Source organism: Streptomyces sp. cg40, from assembly GCF_050320165.1.
In the GTDB taxonomy this organism is placed as follows: Bacteria; Actinomycetota; Actinomycetes; order Streptomycetales; family Streptomycetaceae; genus Streptomyces; species Streptomyces hokutonensis.
The window spans coordinates 5,785,468-5,805,996 of record NZ_CP190128.1 but is presented as its reverse complement, the minus strand read 5'-3'; the positions used below and the strand labels follow the sequence as shown (position 1 = coordinate 5,805,996).

Sequence of the window (20,529 nt, the reverse complement as noted above, 5' to 3'; positions counted from 1 at the left end):
CACGTACCGGCGCAACCGGGCCGGGATTCTCCGGACACCCGCGTCACAGACGCGGCCGAGGCGGGTCCTACGGGATGAGAGCAACGGTTGAACGAAGCAAACGAAGCAGAGGGGACGTGCCATGACCACGCAGACCGCACCGACTTCCCAGAACGTGTCCACCCCGCAGACGCGCAAGCCCGCGCAGACCACCACGGACGTGTCCGGCGGTGTCACCGGGGCCGACCAGCCGGCCGCGAACCGCGGCCGTACGTCGATCGCCGATGTCGTCGTGGTGAAGGTCGCGGGCATCGCGGCGCGGGAGATCCCGGGCGTGTACGACATGGGCGGCGGCCTGTCGCGGACCATCGGCGCCGTCCGTGACCGGGTACCCGGCGGCCGGCCGAACGTGGGGCGAGGTGTGAAGGTCGAGGTCGGCGAGCGCCAGACGGCCATCGACCTGGACCTCGTCGTGGAGTACGGCGTTCCGATCATGGACGTCGCCCGTGACGTGCGGGAGAACGTCGTCTCCGCCGTGGAGCGCGTCACCGGCCTGGAGGTGGTGGAGGTCAACGTCACCGTCAACGACGTGCACCTGCCCGAGGACGACGCCGAGATCCAGGCCACGGACTCCCGGGTGGAGTGATCGTGCGCTCCGGCAGCAGGTCCGACAGCCGTGGGGAAGGGAACACGTGGTGAGCAGACCGATCGTGGGGATGGCCGCCGGGATGGCGTTGGCCTTCGCCGGATTCTTCGGGGGCTTCGGGGCGTTCCTCCTCGTGGCCGCTCTGGGCGCGCTGGGGTGGGCGGTGGGCCACTGGTTCGACGGTGGCGGCCGGATGCGGGATCTGCGGGACGCCTACGAGCGGAGCCGTCGATGACCGCGGCGGCACAGCGCGGCACAACGGCCGTCTCGGACAAGGCCGTTCGGAAGATCGCCGAGCGGGCGGCCGCCGAAGCGCTGGCCGACCGCGGAGCCACGGCCGTGCGCGGCATCGCGAAAGGCAGCGCCGGCGTACGCGGGCGGCGGGCGGACGTGGCCGTCGAGGTGGCCCTGCCCTATCCGGCCCCGGTGGCCGAGGCGGTACGCGGTCTCCAGGAGCATGTCGGCTCCCGTACCCGGCAGTTGACCGGCCTCGATGTCACCCGGCCGAGGGTGGGCGTCACCGCCCTGACCCCGTTGCCGGCCGACGGCACGGCCACGGCGCGGAAGGGGACGCCTGACCACGCGTCGACGGCGGCGACCGGCGGGACCCGCGCGCCCCGGCGCCGGTGGTCGCAACGGCGGCTGCCGATGGCACTGGTCGCACTGGCGGCGGCCGCGGCCGCCGGCGCCCTGGCCTTCGACATGGTCATGGTCCACACCGCGCACCGACCGGCCGCCGGCTGGCGCACCGGGATCCTCCACCGGGCGGCGGAGCACGGCCCCGGCGAGCCCGGTGTCGTCGTCGGCTGCGGCGCGGTCGCCGCACTCGGCCTGCTGCTGATCGTCGCGGCTCTCACCCCCGGACACCGCGGGCTGCTCACCGTCGCCTGCGACCCACGGTTGGGCGCGGTGGTCGACCGCCGCGCGGTCGCGGCCCTCGTGCGGGACGCCGTGGCCGCGACGGCGGGCATCGGCGCGGTCACGGTACGCGTCCGGCGCCACCGCGTCGCCGTCCGCGCCCGCCTCGCCTTCGGCGACCGCACGACCGCACGCGACGAGGCCCGTGAAGCGGCGCGCCGAACACTGGAGGACTGCCGCCTGCGCCGCGTACCCCGGCTGCGCGTCACCGTCCGACCGCAGCCGTCCTGGGACCCGGCGACACCACCTGCGCCGGACGGGGGAGAAGCACCGGGCGTACAGCCCACCGGCACCGCCCTCGAAGGAGCGAACCCCTGATGCCACGACTGCGCACGGTCCTCAACCGGACCGCCCTCGCCCTGGCCGGACTGCTCCTCCTCGCCCTCGCGGGACTCGTCCTCCTCCGCGCGCCCTGGGCACCGCACCTTCCGGCACCATGGCCCGGGCCCGGCCCGCACGCCGTGCTCCTGAACGCGGACCGACTCCCACAGCTCCGGACCCACGGCTGGTGGACCCCCACGGTCCTGGCGGGCTCGATCGCCGCGACCGCCGGGTTCGCCCTGTGGTGTGCCCGGCAACTGCGCAGCGGCGCCCGCCCGGTCGTGCCCCTGTCCGCACCGGACAGCGCCCTGCGGACCCGAGCCCTGGAGGACGCCGTCACCCATCAGGCGGTCGCCGTCGCGGGAGTCGCCGGCTGCCGTACCCGTGTGCTGGGACGACACGACCACCTTCAGGTGAGGATGCGGGTATGGCTCCACCCGGACATCACCCCCGCCGGCGTCCTGCCCGCACTCACCGCCCTCGCCGACCAGACCGAAAGCGCCCTCGCTCCCCACACCGTCCGCACACAGGTCCGCCTCAGCGCCCGCTCACACCACGGCCGGCGCCTCCGCTGAAGCACACGCCGGTGCCGTACGCACTGTTGACGAACCACTGACGGACCGGACTCGTTTCAGGCTGCGGGCCTCCCCCGAATCCGCTTCGGCCGAACGGAGCCGGCGCACTGCGCAGTCCACTCTCTCGGGCCGCCGCAGCGATCCCTCCGTACGATCACGCTGCACCGGGTCCACCCGTTCGGATGGCGATCCCGCACCCCGGTCACGTGTCAGCCGACAGGCACCACGCGTACGGCGAGGACGGCGGCGGCCAGCAGTTCGTCGCGGGGCGCACCCGCGGCGGCGTTGACGGCGAAGCCCTCGGCCGTGGCCATGAGGAAGCGCGCCAGGGCCTTGCAGTCGGTGTCGGCGGGCAGGTCCCCTTCCGATACGGCCCGCTCGAAGCGGTCCTGGACTGCTTGCCGGTAGTCGTTCCGGGCGGCTGCCAGCAGTTCCACGATCGCGTGACCGTCTTCGCCGGAGGCGAATCCCGCCTGCACGGTCAGACAGCCGCGGGGCTTGCCCGGTGTGGTGTACGCCTCGACCAGGCCGGTCAGCAGCCGTAGCGCCACCTCGTGCGCCGTGGGCTGCGCCAGTGCCTCGCGCGAGAGCGGCGAGCGCGCCCGGGCATAGCGGTCCAGGACCTTCTCGAAGAGCTGCCGCTTGTTGCCGAAGGCCGCGTAGAGGCTCGGCGGCCGGATGTCCATCGCCTGGGTCAGGTCGGCGATCGAGGTGGCCTCGTAGCCCTGGCGCCAGAAGAGCTCCAGGGCCGTGTCCAGTGCGACCTCCTCGTCGAAGGCGCGCTTGCCTCCCCTGGGCATGGTTCCCCTCCCTTGTCCGGCTCCGCTACGGGTGCCCGTTGCACGATTCCTTTAGTGGTCGTTACAGTGTAGCCCTCCACCACTTTAGCGATCGCTACACGGAAGGTCGGGTGCCCTCATGGGCAAGCTGGACGGCAAGACCGCGGTCATCACCGGCGGAAGCAGCGGCATCGGTCTCGCGACCGCGAGAACGTTCGTCGCCGAGGGCGCGGACGTGTACATCACGGGCCTGGACGCGGAGGAACTGGTCGAGGCCCGGGCCGGGATCGGCGGCGACGTCACCGCCGTACAGGTCGACATATCCCGCCTGGAGGATCTCGACCGGCTCTGGCGGCAGGTCGAGGAGGAGCGGGGAGGCGTCGACGTCGTCGTCGCCAATGCCGGTCACGGCGAGCAGGCCACCCTGGCCGAGGCCACCCCCGAGCACTTCGACCGGCTCTTCTCCGTCAACGCCCGGGGCACGTTCTTCACCGTGCAGAAGGCGCTGCCGCTGCTCAACGACAACGCCTCGATCGTCCTGATGGCGTCCGCCGGGCATCTGAACGGCGCGGCCGAGCGCACCGTCTACAGCGCCACCAAGGCCGCCGTCCGCTCCTTCGCCCGTACCTGGGCGAGTGAGTTGAGGGACCGCGGGATCCGGGTGAACACGGTCAGCCCGGGGCCCGTCGACACGCCCGTCATCGACACCCAGGACGACCCGGACGCCCTGCGCGCCGCCCTCGCCGCCATGGTCCCCCTGCACCGGCTGGGTCGGCCCGAGGAGATCGCCGCGGCCGTGCTGTTCCTCGCCGCCGACGACAACCGCTACACCACCGGCTCCGACCTCGTCGTCGACGGCGGCCACACCCAGCTCTGACCCCCACCCAGCACCTCCACCCAGCACCCCGGCCCGAACACACCTTCAGGAGAACCACATGAGCGACACCACGACCTGGCCGCACCACGCCCTCGGCAAGGAGCTGAGCAACTGGGGACGGTGGGGCGCCGACGACGAGATCGGCACGCTGAACTTCGTCACGCCCGCCAAACTCGTCGCCGCGGCCCAACTGGTCAGGTCCGGAAAGACCTTCGACCTGGGCATGTCCTTCGGCAAGGAGGGCCCCGCCACGCCGAACACCTTCCGGGACAACCCCCAGCACCTGATGACCCTGCTGCCCTCGGACAGCGCCGGCGCCCCCGACGGCATGTTCGGCACCGACGACCTGGTGGTCATGAGCCTTCAGGCGGCCACCCAGTGGGACGGCCTCGCCCACATGGGATACGGCGGGCACTTCTACAACAACGTGCCGGCCGCCGCGGTGAACAACTTCACGGGCGCCTCCAGGGACTCCTTCGACAAGGTGGCCGGACGCCCGATCTCGCGCGGGGTGCTCCTGGACATCGCCGCGCTCAAGGGCGTCGACCGGCTCGCGGACTCCTACGAGATCACTGCCGCCGACCTCTCGGCGGCCGAGGAACGCCAGGGCGTGCACGTGGAGTCCGGGGACATCCTCTGCGTCCGCACCGGATGGCACCGGTGGTTCGCCGAGGGCGACCGCGACCATTACATGGGCGAGAACGAGGCCGGCCTCGGCCTGGACACCCTGCGCTGGCTCTACGACGTCGAGGTCGCCGCCGTAGCCGTCGACAACTGGGCCGTCGAGGTCTACCCGTCCCCGGTCGAAGGCACCTACGCCCCGTTCCACCAGGTCGCGATCCGGGACATGGGCCTCACCCTCGGCGAGATGTGGGACTTCGAGGCGCTCGCCGCCGACTGCGCCCAGGACGGCGTCTGGGAGTTCCTGCTGTGCGCCCCCGGCCTCAAGATCACCGGCTCGGTCGGCTCGCCTGTCACCCCGATGGCGCTCAAGTAGCCCCGTCCGTGCGAAGAAAGGCGGTGTCCGGGATGGCATCCCCCCAACTGGTGATCGACGTGTGGGCGGATGTGCTCTGCCCCTGGTGCTACGTCGGCGAGCACCGGCTGAGCACCGCGGTCGCGCGGTCCCCGTACGCGGACCGCATCGAGGTCAGGATGCACACGTGGCAGCTCGACCCGAACGTCCCGGCCCAGGTCACCTGGATCCCGGAGTACCGGGTGAAGAAGTTCGGGGTCACTCCCGACCAGGCGCGTGCGATGGAGAAGGACGTCGCCGGGCAGGCCGCCGCGGACGGTCTGCCGTACGTCCTCGACCGGCCGGTGCGCAACACCCTCGACATGCTGCGCCTGGTCCACCTCGGAAACGAACACGGTGTCGGCGCGCGGTACATGGCGGCGATGCAGGCCGAACTGTTCGGCGGAAACCCCGACGCGTTCGGGCACGACACGCTCGTCCGCCTCGGCGGGAGGCTGGGCGTCCCCGCCGCCGAGATCCGCGACGTGCTCGCCACCGACCGCTACCGCGACGCCGTACGGGCCGACCACGCCGCCGCGGTGGCCCTGGGCGCCCGCGGAGTCCCCTTCACCGTCCTCGGCGACCGCTTCGCCGTTCCCGGTGCGGCCGGCCTCCGCCAGTACACCGACGCCGTCGCCCGGGCATGGAAGCAGATCAATGGCTGACGTCTCTCCTGCCGTGCCGCTGTCGCCGCTGCTCGTCGAGACCGGCCCGGACGGCGGCCGGTGCGATGCCGCGACCGGTGTCTGCGCGTCCGTCGGGTCCGACCAGGAGGGCCCGCCCGCCGAGGACCAAGAACGAGTGCACCATCGCACCGGCACCCTTGCGGCCGGCCCTCACTTCCCGTGCCCTCAAGACCGGTAAACCATGGTCGACAACGGTGCGGCCACACGCCCCCCAGGTCGATGCCCCGGGGTTCTTTGTTGTCCAGTCCGGTAGGTGGCACACCACGACCGCATCATGGGACGGCGCTCTTGGACGAACGGCCTGCCCGAGGGACGTACGAGGAGCGGGACCGCTCGGGCGATGTCAGACCCCTGCGGAATCATGACGCTCGGAAGCCTGGTCGACCCTGCTGGAGGGGCACGTGGTGAACGCCGACCTGATACGGGACCTCGGCAGGCCGGACCGGTACGAGGCAGCGTCAGACGCGTTGGTCGCGCTCGGCGCCGGCGGGGTGGAGCAGTTGGTGCGGGAGGTGATGGACGCGGAGTCCCCGTTGGACTGGCTGCCGGTCGCCTCCGTACTCGGGCGGATCGGGGACGCGGGGTTCGACGGTCTGCTCCGGGGGCTCGGCTCCGCGTCCACCGGGGAGTCCCGCAAGCGGGTCGGCTTCGCGTTCTCCCAGCTCGGCGTAGCCGTTCTCGACCGTTACACCGCGGCACTCGCCCACCCCGTGCCGCTCGTGCGCCGTCTGGCCGTCCGTGGCATCGAGCACTGCGGCGAGGCCGGCCGGTCCGCCGCCGCCCTGGTGCCACTGCTCGGCGACCCGGACCAGGAGGTCGCCCGGCAGGCCCAGGACACCCTGAGCCGTACCGGCGAGCACGTGATTCCGCTGCTCCGGCGCGTCCGGGAAAGGGGGCCGGGCCGGCAGCGGGCGCGGGCGTTGACCGTCCTCGCCGGGCTCGGTGGCGAACCGGCTCTGTCTCCCGCCGACACCGCCGCGATCGAGCGACTCATCCGCATCAAGCTCCCGGACGATCGTCCCGAACCGCTGTGGGCCTGCTGGAACCACTGGATGGCCGTCCCCGGCGGGGACCAGGCCGGGATCATGCGCACCCTCGGCCTGACCGACCCACGACCCGTGACCTTCGCACTCGGCAACGACATCGTCGACGCCGACGGCCACGGCTGCGAGGCGGACGAACACACCGGCTACGAAAGGGTCTTCGTCACCCCCGAACTCGACGGCTGGACCCTCGTCCTCGGTGCCTGGTGCGACCCGCACGGCCAGGAGCGCCGCGAGGACGTACTGCGCCTGTGCACCGAGCTCAGTTCCCGCTACGGCCGGGCCCAGGCGTACTACTACGGCGGTCGCGGCGACGGCTCCGCCTGGCTCGTCGCCGAGCACGGCACGGTGATCCGGCGGTACGGCGAAACCGGCGAGGCGGAGGACGAGTTGCTGACCCTCGGCGAGCCGCTGCCCTACGAACGAGCACGCCGTACGGAACTGGGTCTGCGCCCCGACTGGGACGCCGCGCAGGAGAGCGAGGACGACGAGGACGAGTGGCGGTGGACCGCGCACGACCTCGCCCCGGACATCGCCCGCTCCCTCGGCGCCGCAAACCCGCTCGACCTCACCGCAGACACACCGTCACGCGGCACCGGCGTCGTCGCCCTGACTCCGTACGGCGTCGCCCACGGCGTACCGGCGGGCGCCTACCGCATCTGAACCACGACTGCTCTCACGGTCGGCAGCGGTACGAACCCGCACTCCCGGGCGGCACATCAACCAGCCCGCCGCACAAGGAAGTTGACCACCGGAACAGACGGCCGGCGAGGATACTTTCGGTGCCGGGCGGGAATGGCACCCCCGGAGGTGGGGCCGATGTGGCCGTGGTGGACGGGAGACCGGACGTTTCCCCACCGGGCCCGGCGCGATGCCGTGGTGCCGCCGCTGGCCGCAGCGCTCAGGAGGGCCGCGGCCCGGGCCCGTCACCGTGACCTCGGGCGGGAACCGACGGCGGACGAAATGATCCGGCGCGGCATCGTCCTGGCACCGGCCGACCCCTCCCGATGGAGCCACAGTCATCGGCTCGTCGACTCGCTCGAACCCGGGGACCGCCGGCGGCTGGCGCTGGCGCTGCTGAGCAACCCGCGCGGCACCGGGGGCGACATCTGCATGGAGGCCGCGCTGACGCGGCACCCGTGCGGCTGGTCGCCCGAGGAGGCCGGGGAACTGCTCGCTCTCGCCGTGCCGGAGATCGATCGACTGCCCGACCGCGACCCCGATCACAGCCCCTACGGCTTCCGCGACGTGTGCCGGTGTCTCGGGCTGCCGCTCGCCGCCGTACGGGAGCAGGCGGTGTCCGAGCGGGCCCGCTACCGGCCCTGGTTGCGGGCCGTCGTGCTGGGCGCCCGTGATCACCGCGGCTCGGGCCGCTTCGAGCAGTGTCAGTGGCATCTCTCCGTGGAGGAGGCCGCCGCGCTGCTGGACCTGCCGTACGACCGCGAGGTGCTCGGGCGGCTGCCGCGGGTCCTTCCCGACGGGGACCCCTGCGGCAACCGGGCGTTGGCCGCGCTGGGCACGCTGGTCTTCGAACCCGGGGTGCTGGACCTGCTCTCAGTGCTCCTCACCATCGACGGTTACCGTCCGGCCCAGTCCTGGCTCGGGCAGGTCCGTGAGCGGCTGGAGATGCTCACGGTCGCCCCCGAGGTCGTGAGCGGCCTGCTGCGCATGGACACGAGCCGTCCCGACGACCGTACGACCGAATCGGAGCCCAGCAGGCAGACGTTCGTCCTCGACCGGGCGAAGCTCCTGGCCGGAGCCTCCTGGGCGGCCTGCCTCACCGGGGACCCGGCCCTCATCGGGCTGGTGGCCGCGCAGGTGCTGGGCCGCCGTCCCGACCGGCGGCGGCCGGGCCTTCCGGAGCGGGAGATCCTGCCCGCGCGGGCGGGTGTCACCGCGCTGAGTGCCGCGGCCGGCATGCCGGGGCTGGGCCGGCACCGCCGCGCCCTGTCGGGGCTGCCGCCCGAAGCGGCCGCCGCGGCGCGCGCCGCGCTGGACGCGATCGCCGACGACTTCCTGTCGGCAGGGAACCGCCGGCTGACCCTCGGCCACCACACGGGCTACCTGGCCGTGCACCCGGACGGCTCCGTCGGCGTGGACATCCGCACCTACCGGGGAGAGGCGGTGACGGCGTACGGGATGCGTCACCTCAACGGGACGTACGTCCTGGAGCTGACCGCTCTGCGGCTACGGCTCCCGCGTCTCGCCGCGCAGGCCGATCGCGAGCGGGGCGCCCTCGCCGAACTCCTCGCCACCGGCACCGAGCTGACCGGTGCGGAGTTCGGCACCCGCTGGCTCGACCACGATGTCGCCGGGCCCCTCGCCCAGGCCCTGGTCTGGGAGGCGGACACCGCCGACGGCACCTTCACGGGGCTGCCCGTGCGCGACCCCGACGGCCGGTGGCTGCTGCGGGACGTCCGGGGCCGTAAGCACAAGGTCACGGCCGCCGACACGGTACGTCTCTGGAACCCCGTCCACGCCGACCGCGCGCAGGTCCGCGCCTGGGTGACCCGTCTGGAACGCGGCGACCCGAGACAGCCCGTCCGCCAGGTGCCCGTACGACGACGGGACGCGTCCCGCCGCGCGGTGAGGGACGCCAGGCCGCCGCGATCGCCCTGACGCCGCGGTCACGCGTCGAGGCGGCGCCCCGCCAGCCAGGTGACGATCTCCGGGTCGTGGTGGTCGAAGAAGAGCGAGTTGCCGGTGTCCAGGGTCGCGATCCGCGCCAACTGGTCGTCGGTGAGCTCGAAGTCGCAGATGTCGATGTTCTCCGCCATGCGTTCGGGCCGTACGGACTTGGGGATGGCGACGACTCCGCGCTGGGTGAGCCAGCGGAGCACGACCTGTGCGACCGACTTGCCGTGTGCCGCGCCGATCTCGGTCAGCAGGGGGTTGGTGAACAGGCCGTTGCGGCCTTCGGCGAAGCCGCCCCAGGACTGGGTCCGTACGCCGTGTTCGGTCATCAGGGCCTGGTAGTCGGCGCGTTGGAAGAACGGGTGGGTCTCGATCTGGTTGACGGCGGGCACGGTCTCGTTGTTGGTGATGAGGTCGAGGAGCCGGTCGGGGTAGAAGTTGGCGACGCCGATCGCCCTGGCCAGGCCCTCGCGGTGGAGGGTCTCCATGGCGCGCCACTGGGCGTAGACGTCGCCGAAGGGCTGGTGCATCAGGTAGAGGTCGAGGTGGTCGAGGCCCAGCTTGTCGAGGGAGGCCTCGAAGGCGCGGCGGGTGTTGTCCTCGGCGGGGGCGTCCTGGATCCACAGTTTGGTGGTGACGAAGAGGTCCTCGCGCGGGAGGCCCGCGGACTTGATCGCTCTGCCCACGGCCTCTTCGTTGCCGTAGGCGGCAGCCGTGTCGAGGAGGCGGTAGCCGGCGGCGAGGGCGTCGGAGACGGCGCGTTCGGTGTCCTCGGCGGGGATCTGGTAGACGCCGAAGCCGAGGAGCGGCATCTCGACGCCGTTGTTCAGGGTCACGTGGTGCATGGGGGTTTCCTTGGCCGGATGGGGGGTTCAGGGGGGATTCAGGGGGTGACAAGGGCCTTCAGGACCTCGCGGTCGGCCATCGCCCGGTACGCGTCCGGGGTTTGGGCCAGGGCGAAGGTCCGGTCGAAGACGCGGCCCGGGGTGATGGTGCCGTCCAGGACCTCGGGCAGCAGTTCCTCGATGTAGGCGCGGGCGGGGCTGACACCGCCGGTCAGCGTGATGTTGCGCCTGAAGACGGCCGGGCCGATCGGGCCCTCCTCGTACTGCGGGAAGCCGAGCCGGCTGATGGTGCCGCCGTCGCGGACCGCGCCGAGCGCGGTGTCCAGGCTCTGCCGGGTGCCGACGGCCTCGATCACCTTGTCCGCGCCGCCGCCGGTGAGCTCGCGGACGCGGGCGATGCCCTCCTCGGCCCGCTCGGCGACGACGTCGGTGGCCCCGAACTCGCGGCCCAGGCCGGTGCGTGTCTCGTGGCGGCCCGCGAGCACGATCCGTTCGGCGCCCAGCCGCCGCGCGGCGATCACCGCGCACAGCCCGACCGCGCCGTCGCCGACGACGAGCACCGTGTCGCCGCGGCCGACGCCGGCGGTGACCGCGCCGTGGTGCCCGGTGGTCATGACGTCCGAGAGGGCCAGCAGGGACGGGAGGAGGGCGGAGTCGGCGGCCACCGGCAGTTTGACCAGGGTGCCGTCGGCGTACGGGACGCGGACTGCCTCGCCCTGGCCGCCGTCGACGCCGTCGAAGCCGTAGCGACCGCCGTTGCGGCAGGAGATGTGCAGGCCCCTGGCGCAGTAGTCGCAGGTGTTGTCGCTGTAGGTGAAGGGGGCGACGACCAGGTCACCGGCGTGCAGGCCCGTCACGTCCGCGCCGGTCTCCTCCACGACTCCGAGGAACTCGTGGCCCATGGGGCGTCCGGTGTCGGTGGCGGGCATCGCCCCGTACGGCCACAGGTCGCTGCCGCACACGCACGCGGCGACGACCCGGACCACCGCGTCGGTGGGCCGGACGATCTTCGGGTCGGGGCGGTTCTCGACGCGGACGTCTCCGGCTCCGTACATCACTGCTGCGCGCATGGTCACTCCAAGTAGGGGCTGACGATCAGCGTTCGAGCATCCGTGCCTGGGCCTCGGTGTGGGTGTCGCCCGCGGCGGGCGGCAGGCTGCTGAGCTGGTCGAGCTGTTCGCGGGTGAGGGTGACGGCGTCGGCGGCGGTGTTCTCCTCGACGCGGCCGACCCGCTTGGTGCCGGGGATGGGGGCGATGTCGTCGCCCTGAGCGAGCAGCCAGGCCAGCGCGATCTGGGCGGGGGTGACGCCGACCTCGGTGGCGAGGGCCTTGACCTCGTCGGCGAGCGCGAGGTTGCGGTCGAAGTTCTCGCCGGTGAAGCGCGGGTTGTCACGCCGGAAGTCGGAGGCGTCGAACTGGTCGGTGGAGCGGATGGTGCCCGTGAGGAAGCCGCGGCCCAGCGGGGAGAACGGCACCAGGCCGATGTTCAGCTCCCGCAGGACGGGCAGGACGCGGTCCTGGATCCCGCGGGTCCACAGGGAGTACTCCGACTGCACCGCGGTCACCGGCTGGACGGCGTGCGCGCGCCGGATCGTGTCGGGGCCCGCCTCCGAGAGGCCGAAGGCGCGCACCTTGCCCTCGGCGATCAGCTCGCCCACCGCGCCCGCGGTCTCCTCGATGGGCGTGTTCGGGTCGACGCGGTGCTGGTAGTACAGGTCGATGTGGTCGGTGCCCAGCCGCTTGAGGGAGCCCTCGACGGCGGTGCGGATGTTGGCGCGGCTCGAGTCCTGGTTCCAGGCGCCCGCACCGGCGTGCGAGACCAGGCCGAACTTCGTGGCCAGTACGACCTTGTCCCTACGGCCCTTCAGGGCCCGGCCGATCAGCTCCTCGTTGGTGTAGGGGCCGTAGATCTCGGCGGTGTCGATGAGCGTGACGCCCAGTTCCAGTGCCCGGTGCACGGTCCTGATCGACTCGGCGTCGTCGGTGCCGGAGCCGGTGTAGCCGTGGGACATGCCCATGGCGCCGAGGCCGATCCGGGAAACCTCCAGGTCACGCAGTTTGATGTAGCGCATGTCGCCCTCTCCGGTCCGTCGCGGCGTGTTGCCCCTTCACCTTCGCCCGGATCGCGAGGGAGTGGCAGGGCGGGCTCTTCAGGGGTAACGACAGGGCCCCCCACCCGCCTGCGCGACGGGTGGGGAGCGGGCGAGACTGGAGGCATGGCAACCGAGAGCGCGCACAGCGAGGGCGCCGAGCTGGGCCGCTTTCTGCGCGCCCGCCGCACCCAGACCCGCCCCGACCACGTCGGCCTCACCGTCGGCGCGGGCATCCGCCGTACCCCGGGGCTGCGCCGCGAGGAGCTGGCCACGCTCGCCGGCATCAGCATCGACTACTACGTGCGGCTGGAGCGCGGCAAGGAGACCCGCCCCAGCCCCGCCGTCCTCGACTCGCTCGCCCGCGCCCTGCACATGGACGACCAGCAGCACCAGCATCTGCGCGAACTCGCCGCCCGGGCCGCCCGCTACGCCCCCGAACCGCCGCCCGCGCCCAGCCGCACGGTCCGCCCCCACCTCAAGCTGCTGCTGGAGTCCCTCCGCCCGAACCCGGCGTACGTCATCAGCCGCAGCCTGGACCTGCTGGCCTGGAACCCCGGCGGCCTCGCCCTCTACGCGGGCCTGGACGACTGGCCGGTCAAGCAGCGCAACCTGGCCCGCTACTTCTTCCTGCACCCGGCGGCCCGCGAGCTCTTCCGCCAGGACTGGGACCGGCAGATCACCACGTGTGTCGCCCGCCTGCGCGCCATCGCCGGCACCGCCCCCGACGCACCCGACCTCACCAACCTCGTCGGCGAACTCCTTCTGAAGAGCCCCGACTTCGCGGGACTCTGGGAGCGTTACGAGGTCACCGGCCGCAAAGCCGCCCAGAAGACCTTCCACCACCCCCAGGTCGGCACGCTCACCCTCACCTCCCAGTCCCTGCACATCGAGGGCACCCCCGGCCAGCGCATCGGCGTCTACACCGCCGAGCCCGGCAGCCCGGACCACGACGCGATGCTGCTGCTCGACAGGGTCGACATGGGGGACATGAGTGACATGACGGCACCGCGGCCGGCCCGGCGGCCGTAGGCCGGGCGGCGGGGCGTACCGCGGTACCAGTCCGCCGGGCCAACTGTCTCCCGTGGTCCCAGGCCACCGGCAGCGGGTCTTCCTAGCCTGCTCGCATGGTGCTGATGAGAAAGTCCTCAACTGCCTTGAGCGCGGCGGCATTTGCCGCTCTGTTCCTGACGTGCGGATCACCCGCCGCGGTCGCTTCGGCGAACGACGCGGCCGTCCACGAAGTCGACGTCACCGGCCTGCCGGCCACCAAGGAGGGCCAGCCGACGGTCGCCGTCAACCCGAGGAATCCGAAGAACCTCGTCTTCGTCTCGACGATCTTCCCGCCGTCACCGGGCCTGGAGCCGGTCGACGGCGGCTGCTTCCTCGCCTACTCGAACGACCGGGGCGACACCTGGACCCGGGTGGCGTGGCCGCTGGGCACCGCGGCGCCCAAGTGCGGTGAGCCGAGCGTGCAGTTCGACGCGAAGGGCACCGTGTACGTCGACAACAACCAGGTCAGCTCGGGGCTGGCCGCGAACCTCGTCAACCACAACCAGGTCGCCAGGTCCACGGACGGCGGCCGGACGTGGACCGACCCGGTGTCCACACCGCTGCTCCTCGGCGGGGCCCCGAAGATGCGGGTGGACGCGGCGACCGGCAAGGTCTACGCGGTCGCCGGGGCGGCCTGGGAGTACCCGAGCGCGGTCTCGGTCAGCGCGGACGGCGGCAGGACCTTCAGCAGCGACTCGCGGGTGATCCCGGGGCCGATGCCCTGCATCGAGGTGGCACCGGGCATCCCGCTCGTGTGCGGCTACCCGGGACGGGAGATCGCCGTCTACGGCGGCATCCTCGTCTCCGCCTCGCAGGAGGCCGGGCAGCCGGTGAACTTCCACGTCAGCCGCGACGACGGCAGGACGTGGACGAACACCACCCTCAAGGACGGCCAGGGCAGCCCGGTCGCGGCGGGCACCGGCTCCCTGGTACCGGTTCCGGCCCTGGGCGCGGCGGCCGACCCCGTCCCGTGGGTGGCGGCCGACACCTCCCACCGCGGCCGGTTCGCCGTCATGGTCCCCCGGGACTCGAACACCCTCGACGTCTACGTCACCCCGGACGCCGGCAGGACCTGGACCGGCCCGGCGACCATCGCCGCGACGGGCGCCCTGCGGCCGGCGATCGACTTCGGCCCCGACGGTGACCTGGGTGTCATGTGGCGGACCACGACCGGCGACGCGTTCTCGGCCGTCTCCTTCGACCACGGACGCTCCTTCAGCGCCCCGGTCCAGGTCAACCACGTCACCGAGCCGGTCGGCGAGACGGGCCCGCCCGGTGACCGCTGGTCGGGCATCACGCTCACCGACAAGTACGCCTACGTCACCTGGGCCGACGGGCGGAACGACTCCTCCCTCGACTCGGTCATCAGCCGGGTGCCGCTGAGGCTGTACAAGCGGGCGGTCACTGCCGGGGAGTGACCAGCCCCGCGTCGTAGGCGACGATCACCGCCTGGATACGGTCACGGGCGCCGAGCTTGGCCAGGACCCGGCCGACGTGCTTCTTCACCGTGGACTCGGTCAGCACGAAGTGTTCGGCGATCTCGGCGTTCGTCCAGCCCGTGCCGATGGCCACCAACACTTCGTGCTCGCGTTCGGTGAGCGTCGCGAGCCGCGGGTCCGTGCGCGGCCCGGCGTCGGGCGCGAGGACGTCGTGGGCGTGGGCGTCGAGCAGGCGGCGGGTCAGCCGGGGGGACACGACGGCGTCGCCGGTCGCCACCGCCTCGATGCCGGCGAGGAGTTCCGCCGGCCGGACGTCCTTGAGCAGGAAGCCACTCGCTCCGGCGCGCAGTCCGGCGTAGGCGTACTCGTCGAGGTCGAACGTGGTCAGGATGAGTACACGGGTACGGCCGCCCGCCGCCACGATGCGGCGGGTGGCCTCGATGCCGTCGAGGCCGGGCATCCGTACGTCCATCAGGACGACGTCGGGGCTCAGTTCGGCCGCCATGCGGACGGCCTGGGCGCCGTTGTCCGCCTCGCCCACGACGCTCACGCCGGGGGAGCCGTCGAGCAGCATCCGAAAGCCCATGCGGGGCAGCGGCTGGTCGTCGGCGATCAGGATCGTGGTCATGGCGCGGTCTCTCCGGAGGTGGCCTGGGCGGACGGATCGAGCAGGACGTCGACGATCCAGCCCCGGCCGTCGGCGCGTGGTCCGACGGTCGCGGTGCCGTCGTAGAGCGCGGCCCGCTGGCGGATGCCGACCAGGCCGTGGCCGCCGTCCCGGCGGGGCGCCGGTCTCCGTGACGACGGACCGGTGTCGGTGACCCGCACGCGGAGCCCGCCGCCCTCGACGGCGACCGTGACCTCGGCCGTGGCGCCGGGGCCGGCGTGTTTGAGGGTGTTGGTGAGGGCTTCCTGCACCACGCGGAAGACGGTGAGCTGCACGCCGCGGCCCAGGGCGTCGACCGGGCCGACGGTGCGGTACGCCACCGGCAGTCCGGCCGCGCGAACCCGGTCGAGCAGGGTGTCCAGGTCGCGGACGCCCGGCTGCGGGGACCGTGCGGTGTCCTGCCGCTCCGGGGATTCGCCCAACACCCCCAGTACGCGCCGGAGTTCGTCCATCGCCTGCCGGCCGGTGTCGCCGATGAGATGGAGCGCCTGCTCGGTGCGGCCGGGGTCGCGGGTGGTGAGTACGGCGGCGCCGTCGGCGAGATTGACCATGACCGACAGGTTGTGGCCGACGATGTCGTGCATCTCGCGGGCGATCCGCGAGCGCTCCGCCGCCGCGGTCAGCCGGACCCGCTGGTCCCGTTCGACCTCCAGCCGCGCGGCCCGGTCCCGCAGCGCGGCCAGGTACAGCCGGCTGATACGGACGGTCAGGCCCAGGGCGACGGACCCGACGCCGGTACCGACGGACAGGACCAGGAAGGCCACCGGACTGTCCGTCGGAATCACGGCGACCACGAGCACCACCCACCCCGCCACGGTCACCGGCAGCGCCCAGCAGATCGCCCGCGGCGAGGCGTGCAGGGCGAGGTCGAACAGGGCGATCAGCAGGACGAGGGCGGCGGCGGGCCCCAGCCCCAGCGACCACATGACCGGACACACGATAAGGCAGCAGCCGTAGACGACGGCGGGACGGCGGCGGCGCCACCACAGCGGGACGACCAGCACGGCCGCGATCCCCAGCACCACACCGACGGGCAGGCCGGCCCCCACCGGACGGGACACCGGATCCCCCGGGCCGTGCGCCAGCAGGTCCGGTGGCGCGGCGGCGGCGACCAGGACCACCACGGCGGTGTCGAGGAGCCGGGGGCGCCGCCGGTCGGCCGCCCGGAGGCGGCTCAGGATCCGCAGCAACGCCCGCGTCACGGGGTGCGCCCAGACGGCGTCCGGCCCGGGCGGGAGCGCGGTCGGCTCCGCCCGGGCCGAGCGCGCCCTCGTCCTGTCGTCCATCGGCTCCATCCTCGCGGACGGCCTCTCAGACGTCACTGCGGCGCAGCCGGCGGGCGGCGGCGGCCAGCAGCAGTACGGCCCACACCAGCAGCGCCGTCACGCCCGCTCCGGGGCTGACGAGGGAGTCGCCGGTCGCGTGCAGGGTCATCACCGACTGGCCCGCGTTGCTGGGCAGACAGCGGCCGACGGTGTCGCCGAGCGAACTGGGCAGCAGCCCGGTCAGGCCGGGCAGGACGAGCACGACGCCGGCCAGGATCGCGATGCCGCCCGCGGTGCTGCGCACGAGCAGGCCGACCGTCACGCCGTACACACCGACCAGGCCCAGGTACAGTCCCGCGCCCAGCAGGCACCGGAGGACCCCGGCGTCCCCGAGGGACAGCGCGATCGGCTCGCCGTGCAGGGCGGCGCTCCCGACCAGGAACGAGACCAGCGCGCCGAGGGTGGCCGCGACGAAGGCGATCGGGCCGTAGACCGCGCACTTCGCCCACAGCACGGGCAGTCGGCCGGGCACGGCGGCGAAGGTCGAGCGGACCATCCCCGTGCTGTACTCGCCCGCCGACAGCAGGACGCCCAGGGCGCCGACGGCCAGGGCCGCGAGGTTGGTGCCGGCCAGGGCCAGGGTCAGTGCCGCGCCGGAGCCGGCGTCCTTGCCGCCGAGCGGGCCGTCCGGACTGTAGAGGGCGGCGGCGATCGACCCGATGACCACGAGGAACAGCACGGCCACGCCCAGCGTGATCCAACTGGAGCGCAGCGACCAGAACTTGGACCACTCGGAGCGGACGACGCGTCGGCCGGTGACCCGGTGGACGAGCGGGGTGACGGTGCTTGTGTCCGTGCTCATCAGGCGGCCCTCCCGGCGTCGAGGCTCTGGTACTCCACGGCGTCCTGGGTCAGGTTCATGAAGGCCTCCTCCAACGAGACCGATTCGGCGGCCAGTTCGTAGAGCGGCACCCGGTGCTCGGCGGCCACCTCCCCGATCCGCCGGGTGTCGAGGCCGGAGACGACGAGCCGTTCGGCGCCGGTCGAGGTGACGGTGACGCCGGGTCCCGCCAGCAGCGAGCGCAGTCGCGCGGGCTCGCCGGTGGCCACCCGCACCCCCTTGTCCGCCGACCGCTCCACCAGCGCGTCGACGGTCGTCTCGGCCAGCAGCCGCCCCCGCCCCACGACCACCAGCCGGTCGGCGGTCTGCGCCATCTCGCTCATCAGGTGCGAGGACAGCATCACCGTGCGCCCCTCGGCGGCCAGCCCGCGCAGCAACTCCCGTACCCAGCGCACGCCTTCGGGATCGAGCCCGTTGACCGGCTCGTCCAGCATCACGACCGCCGGGTCACCCAGCAGCGCGGCGGCGATGCCCAGCCGCTGCCCCATCCCCAGCGAGAACGCCCCGACCCGCTGGTGCGCCACGGCGTGCAGACCCGCCAGGTCGATGACCTCCTCCACCCGCCGCCTCGGCACACCATGGGTGTACGCCAACGCCATCAGGTGGTTGAACGCGGAGCGCCCCGGATGGACCGCCCTCGCCTCCAGCAGCACCCCCAACTCCTGGAGGGGCGCGCGGTGTTGGGCGTAGGGCCTGCCGTTGACCAGGGCCGTGCCGCTGGTCGGCGCGTCCAGGCCCACGATCATCCGCATGGTGGTGGACTTGCCGGCCCCGTTCGGTCCCAGGAATCCGGTCACCTGCCCCGGCGGCGCGGTGAAACTCAGCCCGTCCACCGCCGTCCTGTCCCCGTACCGCTTGGTCAGTTCATGAACTTCGATCACGGTGGTGCTCCCCGCTCGCCTCTGGCCCGGCATCCGTCCGGGTCACTGGTTTCGAGGCTAGGAGCGGGTGCGGCGCGGGCCGTGGGCCCGGAGGGGACAATGACCGCTGGTCACTGGTACCGCGGTACACCGGGCCCCGCTACTCGTACCGGTACTTCAGCGAGTCCGCCTCGGTCTGCCTGATGTCGTCGATCGTGAGGTCCGGCATCCGCAGCTGGGCCAGTGTCACCTCGGCCGACGTCGGCTGGGCGTCGGCCGGGAGCCACTGCTCCGGCTTCCAGGCCCCGCTGCGGAGCAGGGACTTGGGGCAGTGCGGGTAGACCTCCTCGATGCCCACGACCAGCGCGCTGGCCGGCGGCTTGCCCACGGCGGTCAGCTGGGACAGCAGGTCCGGGCGGGTGGAGACGCAGGCCCGGCCGTTCACCCGCAGGGTGGTGGTGCGACCGGGGATGACGAACAGGAGCCCGGCCCGTCCGGTGGCGATGACGTTCTTGAGGGTGTCCAGGCGCTTGTTGCCGGTGGCGTCCGGTATCGCCACCGTGCGGTCGTCCAGGACGGCGACGAACCCCGCGGGGCCGCCGCGCGGGGAGACGTCGCAGTGGCCCTCGGCGTCCGCGCTGGCGACCAGGACCAGCGAGGAGCAGCCGATCAACCGCCGTGTCTGCTCGGTGAGTTCGGTCATCTGCTTGCGTACGGCGGCTTCGCCGGGGAGGTCGTAGACCTGGCGCAGCGCGTCCTGGTCGGACAGGGCGTCGAGACGGAGCGAGTCGAAGGCGGTGCCGGCAGGAGTCGTCGTCGTCATGTCTACGACCCTAAAGGGCCGACGTCGCGGTACCGGGGGAGATGCGGCGCCGGCCCAGGGGGCGGAGTCAGATCCAGGTCGGCACGTGGCCCTCGCTGTAGCGGGCGCCGAAGCCGCCGTGAGGCAGGATCTCGTCGATGGCGGCGAGGTCGGCGGCGGTCAGGGTGATGTCGGCGGCGCCGGTGTTCTCCTCGATGCGCTGCGGGCTGCGGGTGCCGGGGATGGGCACGATGGTCTCGCCGCGGGTGAGCAGCCAGGCAAGGGCGAGCTGGGAGACGGTGATGCCCTTGGCCACGGCCAGGCCGGTGAGCCTGTCGACGGCCTCCACGTTCTTCTCGAAGTTGCCCGGTGCCCAGCGCGGGTCCGAGTTGCGCATGTCGCTTGCGTCGTATGCGCCGGCGGGCTTGGCGGTGCCGGTGATGAAGCCGCGGCCGAGCGGGGAGTAGGCGACGAAGCCGATGCCGAGTTCGTCCAGGACGGGGAAGAGCTGCTCCACGTCCCGTTCGAAGAGGCTGTACTCGGTCTGGAGGACGGACACCGGCTGTACGGCGTGGGCGCGGCGGATCGTCTCCGGGCCGGCCTCGCTCAGGCCGAAGTACTTCACCTTGCCGGCGTCGATGAGTTCCTTGACGGTGCCGGCCACGTCCTCGATGGGCACGTCGGGGTCGACGCGGTGCTGGTAGAGGACGTCGATGCGGTCGGTGCCGAGGTGGCGCAGGCTGTCCTCGGCGACCTTGCGGATGTTGTCGGGGCGGCTGTTCAGGCCGAACCCCTTGGACAGGTCGGACAGGTCGAAGCCGAACTTGGTGGCCAGGACCACGTCGTCGCGGTAGTCCCTGACCGCCTTGCCGAGCAGGATCTCGTTGGATCCGGTGCCCCAGCCGTAGAGCTCGGCGGTGTCGAAGAAGGTGACGCCCAGGTCGTGGGCGCGGTGGATGGCGGCGACGCCCTCCTGCTCGTCGCCGGGGCCGTAGGCCATCGTCAGGCCCATCGCGCCGTAGCCGATCGCCGAGACCTCAAGGCCCTGGCTGCCGAGTGTCCGGTGCTGCATGACGTGCTCCTCAAAGTCGAAAGTCCCGCTCCGGTCAAACCAAAATGTTTGCTTTGGCTGT

At 72.6% G+C, this 20,529-nt stretch carries 22 protein-coding genes; 11 read left to right on the top strand and 11 right to left on the bottom strand.

The genetic code is table 11. The annotated features are described in order from the left end of the window. The first annotated feature begins 121 nt into the window (after positions 1-121). The 4 genes from ACQHII_RS25885 to ACQHII_RS25870 are packed head-to-tail and all read left to right on the top strand — an operon-like array spanning position 122 to position 2,439. Positions 122-625, top strand: coding sequence for an Asp23/Gls24 family envelope stress response protein (locus ACQHII_RS25885; protein WP_427921557.1), 504 nt, complete (start codon positions 122-124; stop codon positions 623-625). A 49-nt stretch (positions 626-674) separates the two neighbouring features. Beyond that, the gene (locus ACQHII_RS25880; RefSeq protein WP_427925568.1) at positions 675-860 is read left to right on the top strand and encodes a hypothetical protein; all 186 of its coding nucleotides are present in this window, start codon (positions 675-677) and stop codon (positions 858-860) included. After that, on the top strand, positions 857-1,861 hold the full coding sequence (locus ACQHII_RS25875; RefSeq protein WP_427921556.1) for a DUF6286 domain-containing protein: 1,005 nt from the start codon (positions 857-859) through the stop codon (positions 1,859-1,861). The genes ACQHII_RS25880 and ACQHII_RS25875 overlap by 4 nt, the downstream gene beginning before the upstream one ends. Next, positions 1,861-2,439, top strand: a complete 579-nt coding sequence (locus tag ACQHII_RS25870) for a hypothetical protein (protein WP_427921555.1) — start codon at positions 1,861-1,863, stop codon at positions 2,437-2,439. The genes ACQHII_RS25875 and ACQHII_RS25870 overlap by 1 nt, the downstream gene beginning before the upstream one ends. A gap of 209 nt (positions 2,440-2,648) precedes the next feature. Here the strand turns inward: ACQHII_RS25870 and ACQHII_RS25865 are convergent, their stop codons facing one another. Continuing rightward, positions 2,649-3,239 (bottom strand): TetR/AcrR family transcriptional regulator, encoded by a 591-nt coding sequence (locus tag ACQHII_RS25865; protein ID WP_427921554.1) that lies wholly within the window; start codon positions 3,237-3,239, stop codon positions 2,649-2,651. A 118-nt stretch (positions 3,240-3,357) separates the two neighbouring features. Here ACQHII_RS25865 and ACQHII_RS25860 point away from each other — a divergent pair, with 118 nt between their 5' ends. Genes ACQHII_RS25860 through ACQHII_RS25850 form a run of 3 tightly spaced genes read left to right on the top strand, consistent with a single transcriptional unit; the run spans position 3,358 to position 5,775 of the window. After that, positions 3,358-4,095: an SDR family NAD(P)-dependent oxidoreductase gene (locus tag ACQHII_RS25860; RefSeq protein WP_427921553.1), complete on the top strand. Its 738-nt coding sequence runs from the start codon at positions 3,358-3,360 to the stop codon at positions 4,093-4,095. 58 nt (positions 4,096-4,153) lie between these two features. Then, positions 4,154-5,092 (top strand): cyclase family protein, encoded by a 939-nt coding sequence (locus tag ACQHII_RS25855; protein WP_427921552.1) that lies wholly within the window; start codon positions 4,154-4,156, stop codon positions 5,090-5,092. Between the two features lie 32 nt (positions 5,093-5,124). Continuing rightward, positions 5,125-5,775 carry a DsbA family oxidoreductase gene (locus ACQHII_RS25850; protein WP_427921551.1) on the top strand — a complete coding sequence of 217 codons (651 nt, stop codon included), beginning with the start codon at positions 5,125-5,127 and terminating at the stop codon, positions 5,773-5,775. On the opposite strand, the gene ACQHII_RS25845 is transcribed toward ACQHII_RS25850, so the two are convergent. Then, positions 5,765-5,920, bottom strand: coding sequence for a hypothetical protein (locus ACQHII_RS25845; RefSeq protein WP_427921550.1), 156 nt, complete (start codon positions 5,918-5,920; stop codon positions 5,765-5,767). The two genes, ACQHII_RS25850 and ACQHII_RS25845, sit on opposite strands and share 11 nt — an antisense overlap. Positions 5,921-6,200: 280 nt before the next feature. Between ACQHII_RS25845 and ACQHII_RS25840 the strand changes: the two genes are divergently transcribed. Next, positions 6,201-7,502: a HEAT repeat domain-containing protein gene (locus ACQHII_RS25840; protein WP_427921549.1), complete on the top strand. Its 1,302-nt coding sequence runs from the start codon at positions 6,201-6,203 to the stop codon at positions 7,500-7,502. 300 nt (positions 7,503-7,802) lie between these two features. Then, on the top strand, positions 7,803-9,458 hold the full coding sequence (locus ACQHII_RS25835) for a DUF4132 domain-containing protein (RefSeq protein WP_427921548.1): 1,656 nt from the start codon (positions 7,803-7,805) through the stop codon (positions 9,456-9,458). A gap of 8 nt (positions 9,459-9,466) precedes the next feature. On the opposite strand, the gene ACQHII_RS25830 is transcribed toward ACQHII_RS25835, so the two are convergent. Genes ACQHII_RS25830 through ACQHII_RS25820 form a run of 3 tightly spaced genes read right to left on the bottom strand, consistent with a single transcriptional unit; the run spans position 9,467 to position 12,391 of the window. Next, complete coding sequence (locus ACQHII_RS25830; protein ID WP_427921547.1) at positions 9,467-10,318, bottom strand: aldo/keto reductase; 852 nt, start codon at positions 10,316-10,318, stop codon at positions 9,467-9,469. Between the two features lie 38 nt (positions 10,319-10,356). Beyond that, positions 10,357-11,388: a zinc-binding dehydrogenase gene (locus tag ACQHII_RS25825; protein WP_427921546.1), complete on the bottom strand. Its 1,032-nt coding sequence runs from the start codon at positions 11,386-11,388 to the stop codon at positions 10,357-10,359. A gap of 25 nt (positions 11,389-11,413) precedes the next feature. Continuing rightward, on the bottom strand, positions 11,414-12,391 hold the full coding sequence (locus ACQHII_RS25820) for an aldo/keto reductase (protein WP_427921545.1): 978 nt from the start codon (positions 12,389-12,391) through the stop codon (positions 11,414-11,416). A gap of 144 nt (positions 12,392-12,535) precedes the next feature. Here ACQHII_RS25820 and ACQHII_RS25815 point away from each other — a divergent pair, with 144 nt between their 5' ends. Beyond that, on the top strand, positions 12,536-13,441 hold the full coding sequence (locus tag ACQHII_RS25815; protein ID WP_427921544.1) for a helix-turn-helix transcriptional regulator: 906 nt from the start codon (positions 12,536-12,538) through the stop codon (positions 13,439-13,441). Between the two features lie 95 nt (positions 13,442-13,536). Further along, a complete protein-coding gene (locus tag ACQHII_RS25810; protein WP_427921543.1) occupies positions 13,537-14,880 on the top strand; it encodes a sialidase family protein in 1,344 nt (447 codons plus the stop codon). Here the strand turns inward: ACQHII_RS25810 and ACQHII_RS25805 are convergent. From ACQHII_RS25805 to ACQHII_RS25780, 6 genes are all read right to left on the bottom strand, one after another. After that, complete coding sequence (locus tag ACQHII_RS25805; RefSeq protein WP_019070494.1) at positions 14,864-15,529, bottom strand: response regulator; 666 nt, start codon at positions 15,527-15,529, stop codon at positions 14,864-14,866. The two genes, ACQHII_RS25810 and ACQHII_RS25805, sit on opposite strands and share 17 nt — an antisense overlap. Beyond that, entirely contained in the window at positions 15,526-16,854 is a 1,329-nt protein-coding gene (locus ACQHII_RS25800; RefSeq protein WP_427921542.1) for a sensor histidine kinase, read from the bottom strand. The genes ACQHII_RS25805 and ACQHII_RS25800 overlap by 4 nt, the downstream gene beginning before the upstream one ends. A gap of 25 nt (positions 16,855-16,879) precedes the next feature. Continuing rightward, on the bottom strand, positions 16,880-17,695 hold the full coding sequence (locus tag ACQHII_RS25795; RefSeq protein ID WP_427921541.1) for an ABC transporter permease: 816 nt from the start codon (positions 17,693-17,695) through the stop codon (positions 16,880-16,882). After that, positions 17,695-18,615, bottom strand: a complete 921-nt coding sequence (locus ACQHII_RS25790; RefSeq protein ID WP_427921540.1) for an ABC transporter ATP-binding protein — start codon at positions 18,613-18,615, stop codon at positions 17,695-17,697. Before ACQHII_RS25790 ends, ACQHII_RS25795 begins: the two co-directional genes overlap by 1 nt. Before the next feature lie 139 nt (positions 18,616-18,754). Next, positions 18,755-19,417 carry an MSMEG_1061 family FMN-dependent PPOX-type flavoprotein gene (locus ACQHII_RS25785; RefSeq protein ID WP_427921539.1) on the bottom strand — a complete coding sequence of 221 codons (663 nt, stop codon included), beginning with the start codon at positions 19,415-19,417 and terminating at the stop codon, positions 18,755-18,757. Positions 19,418-19,484: 67 nt separating this feature from the next. Continuing rightward, on the bottom strand, positions 19,485-20,468 hold the full coding sequence (locus ACQHII_RS25780) for an aldo/keto reductase (RefSeq protein ID WP_427921538.1): 984 nt from the start codon (positions 20,466-20,468) through the stop codon (positions 19,485-19,487). Between the last annotated feature and the right edge of the window lie 61 nt (positions 20,469-20,529).

Excerpts from the sequence above, each read along its gene's own strand:
- ACQHII_RS25885 (WP_427921557.1), top strand. The coding sequence starts at position 122 with ATGACCACGCAGACCGCACCGACTTCCCAGAACGTGTCCACCCCGCAG.
- ACQHII_RS25875 (WP_427921556.1), top strand. The coding sequence starts at position 857 with ATGACCGCGGCGGCACAGCGCGGCACAACGGCCGTCTCGGACAAGGCC.
- ACQHII_RS25870 (WP_427921555.1), top strand. The coding sequence starts at position 1,861 with ATGCCACGACTGCGCACGGTCCTCAACCGGACCGCCCTCGCCCTGGCC.
- ACQHII_RS25865 (WP_427921554.1), bottom strand. The coding sequence starts at position 3,239 with ATGCCCAGGGGAGGCAAGCGCGCCTTCGACGAGGAGGTCGCACTGGAC.
- ACQHII_RS25860 (WP_427921553.1), top strand. The coding sequence starts at position 3,358 with ATGGGCAAGCTGGACGGCAAGACCGCGGTCATCACCGGCGGAAGCAGC.
- ACQHII_RS25855 (WP_427921552.1), top strand. The coding sequence starts at position 4,154 with ATGAGCGACACCACGACCTGGCCGCACCACGCCCTCGGCAAGGAGCTG.
- ACQHII_RS25850 (WP_427921551.1), top strand. The coding sequence starts at position 5,125 with ATGGCATCCCCCCAACTGGTGATCGACGTGTGGGCGGATGTGCTCTGC.
- ACQHII_RS25845 (WP_427921550.1), bottom strand. The coding sequence starts at position 5,920 with ATGGTGCACTCGTTCTTGGTCCTCGGCGGGCGGGCCCTCCTGGTCGGA.
- ACQHII_RS25835 (WP_427921548.1), top strand. The coding sequence starts at position 7,803 with ATGATCCGGCGCGGCATCGTCCTGGCACCGGCCGACCCCTCCCGATGG.
- ACQHII_RS25830 (WP_427921547.1), bottom strand. The coding sequence starts at position 10,318 with ATGCACCACGTGACCCTGAACAACGGCGTCGAGATGCCGCTCCTCGGC.
- ACQHII_RS25825 (WP_427921546.1), bottom strand. The coding sequence starts at position 11,388 with ATGCGCGCAGCAGTGATGTACGGAGCCGGAGACGTCCGCGTCGAGAAC.
- ACQHII_RS25820 (WP_427921545.1), bottom strand. The coding sequence starts at position 12,391 with ATGCGCTACATCAAACTGCGTGACCTGGAGGTTTCCCGGATCGGCCTC.
- ACQHII_RS25815 (WP_427921544.1), top strand. The coding sequence starts at position 12,536 with ATGGCAACCGAGAGCGCGCACAGCGAGGGCGCCGAGCTGGGCCGCTTT.
- ACQHII_RS25810 (WP_427921543.1), top strand. The coding sequence starts at position 13,537 with ATGGTGCTGATGAGAAAGTCCTCAACTGCCTTGAGCGCGGCGGCATTT.
- ACQHII_RS25805 (WP_019070494.1), bottom strand. The coding sequence starts at position 15,529 with ATGACCACGATCCTGATCGCCGACGACCAGCCGCTGCCCCGCATGGGC.
- ACQHII_RS25800 (WP_427921542.1), bottom strand. The coding sequence starts at position 16,854 with ATGGACGACAGGACGAGGGCGCGCTCGGCCCGGGCGGAGCCGACCGCG.
- ACQHII_RS25795 (WP_427921541.1), bottom strand. The coding sequence starts at position 17,695 with ATGAGCACGGACACAAGCACCGTCACCCCGCTCGTCCACCGGGTCACC.
- ACQHII_RS25785 (WP_427921539.1), bottom strand. The coding sequence starts at position 19,417 with ATGACGACGACGACTCCTGCCGGCACCGCCTTCGACTCGCTCCGTCTC.
- ACQHII_RS25780 (WP_427921538.1), bottom strand. The coding sequence starts at position 20,468 with ATGCAGCACCGGACACTCGGCAGCCAGGGCCTTGAGGTCTCGGCGATC.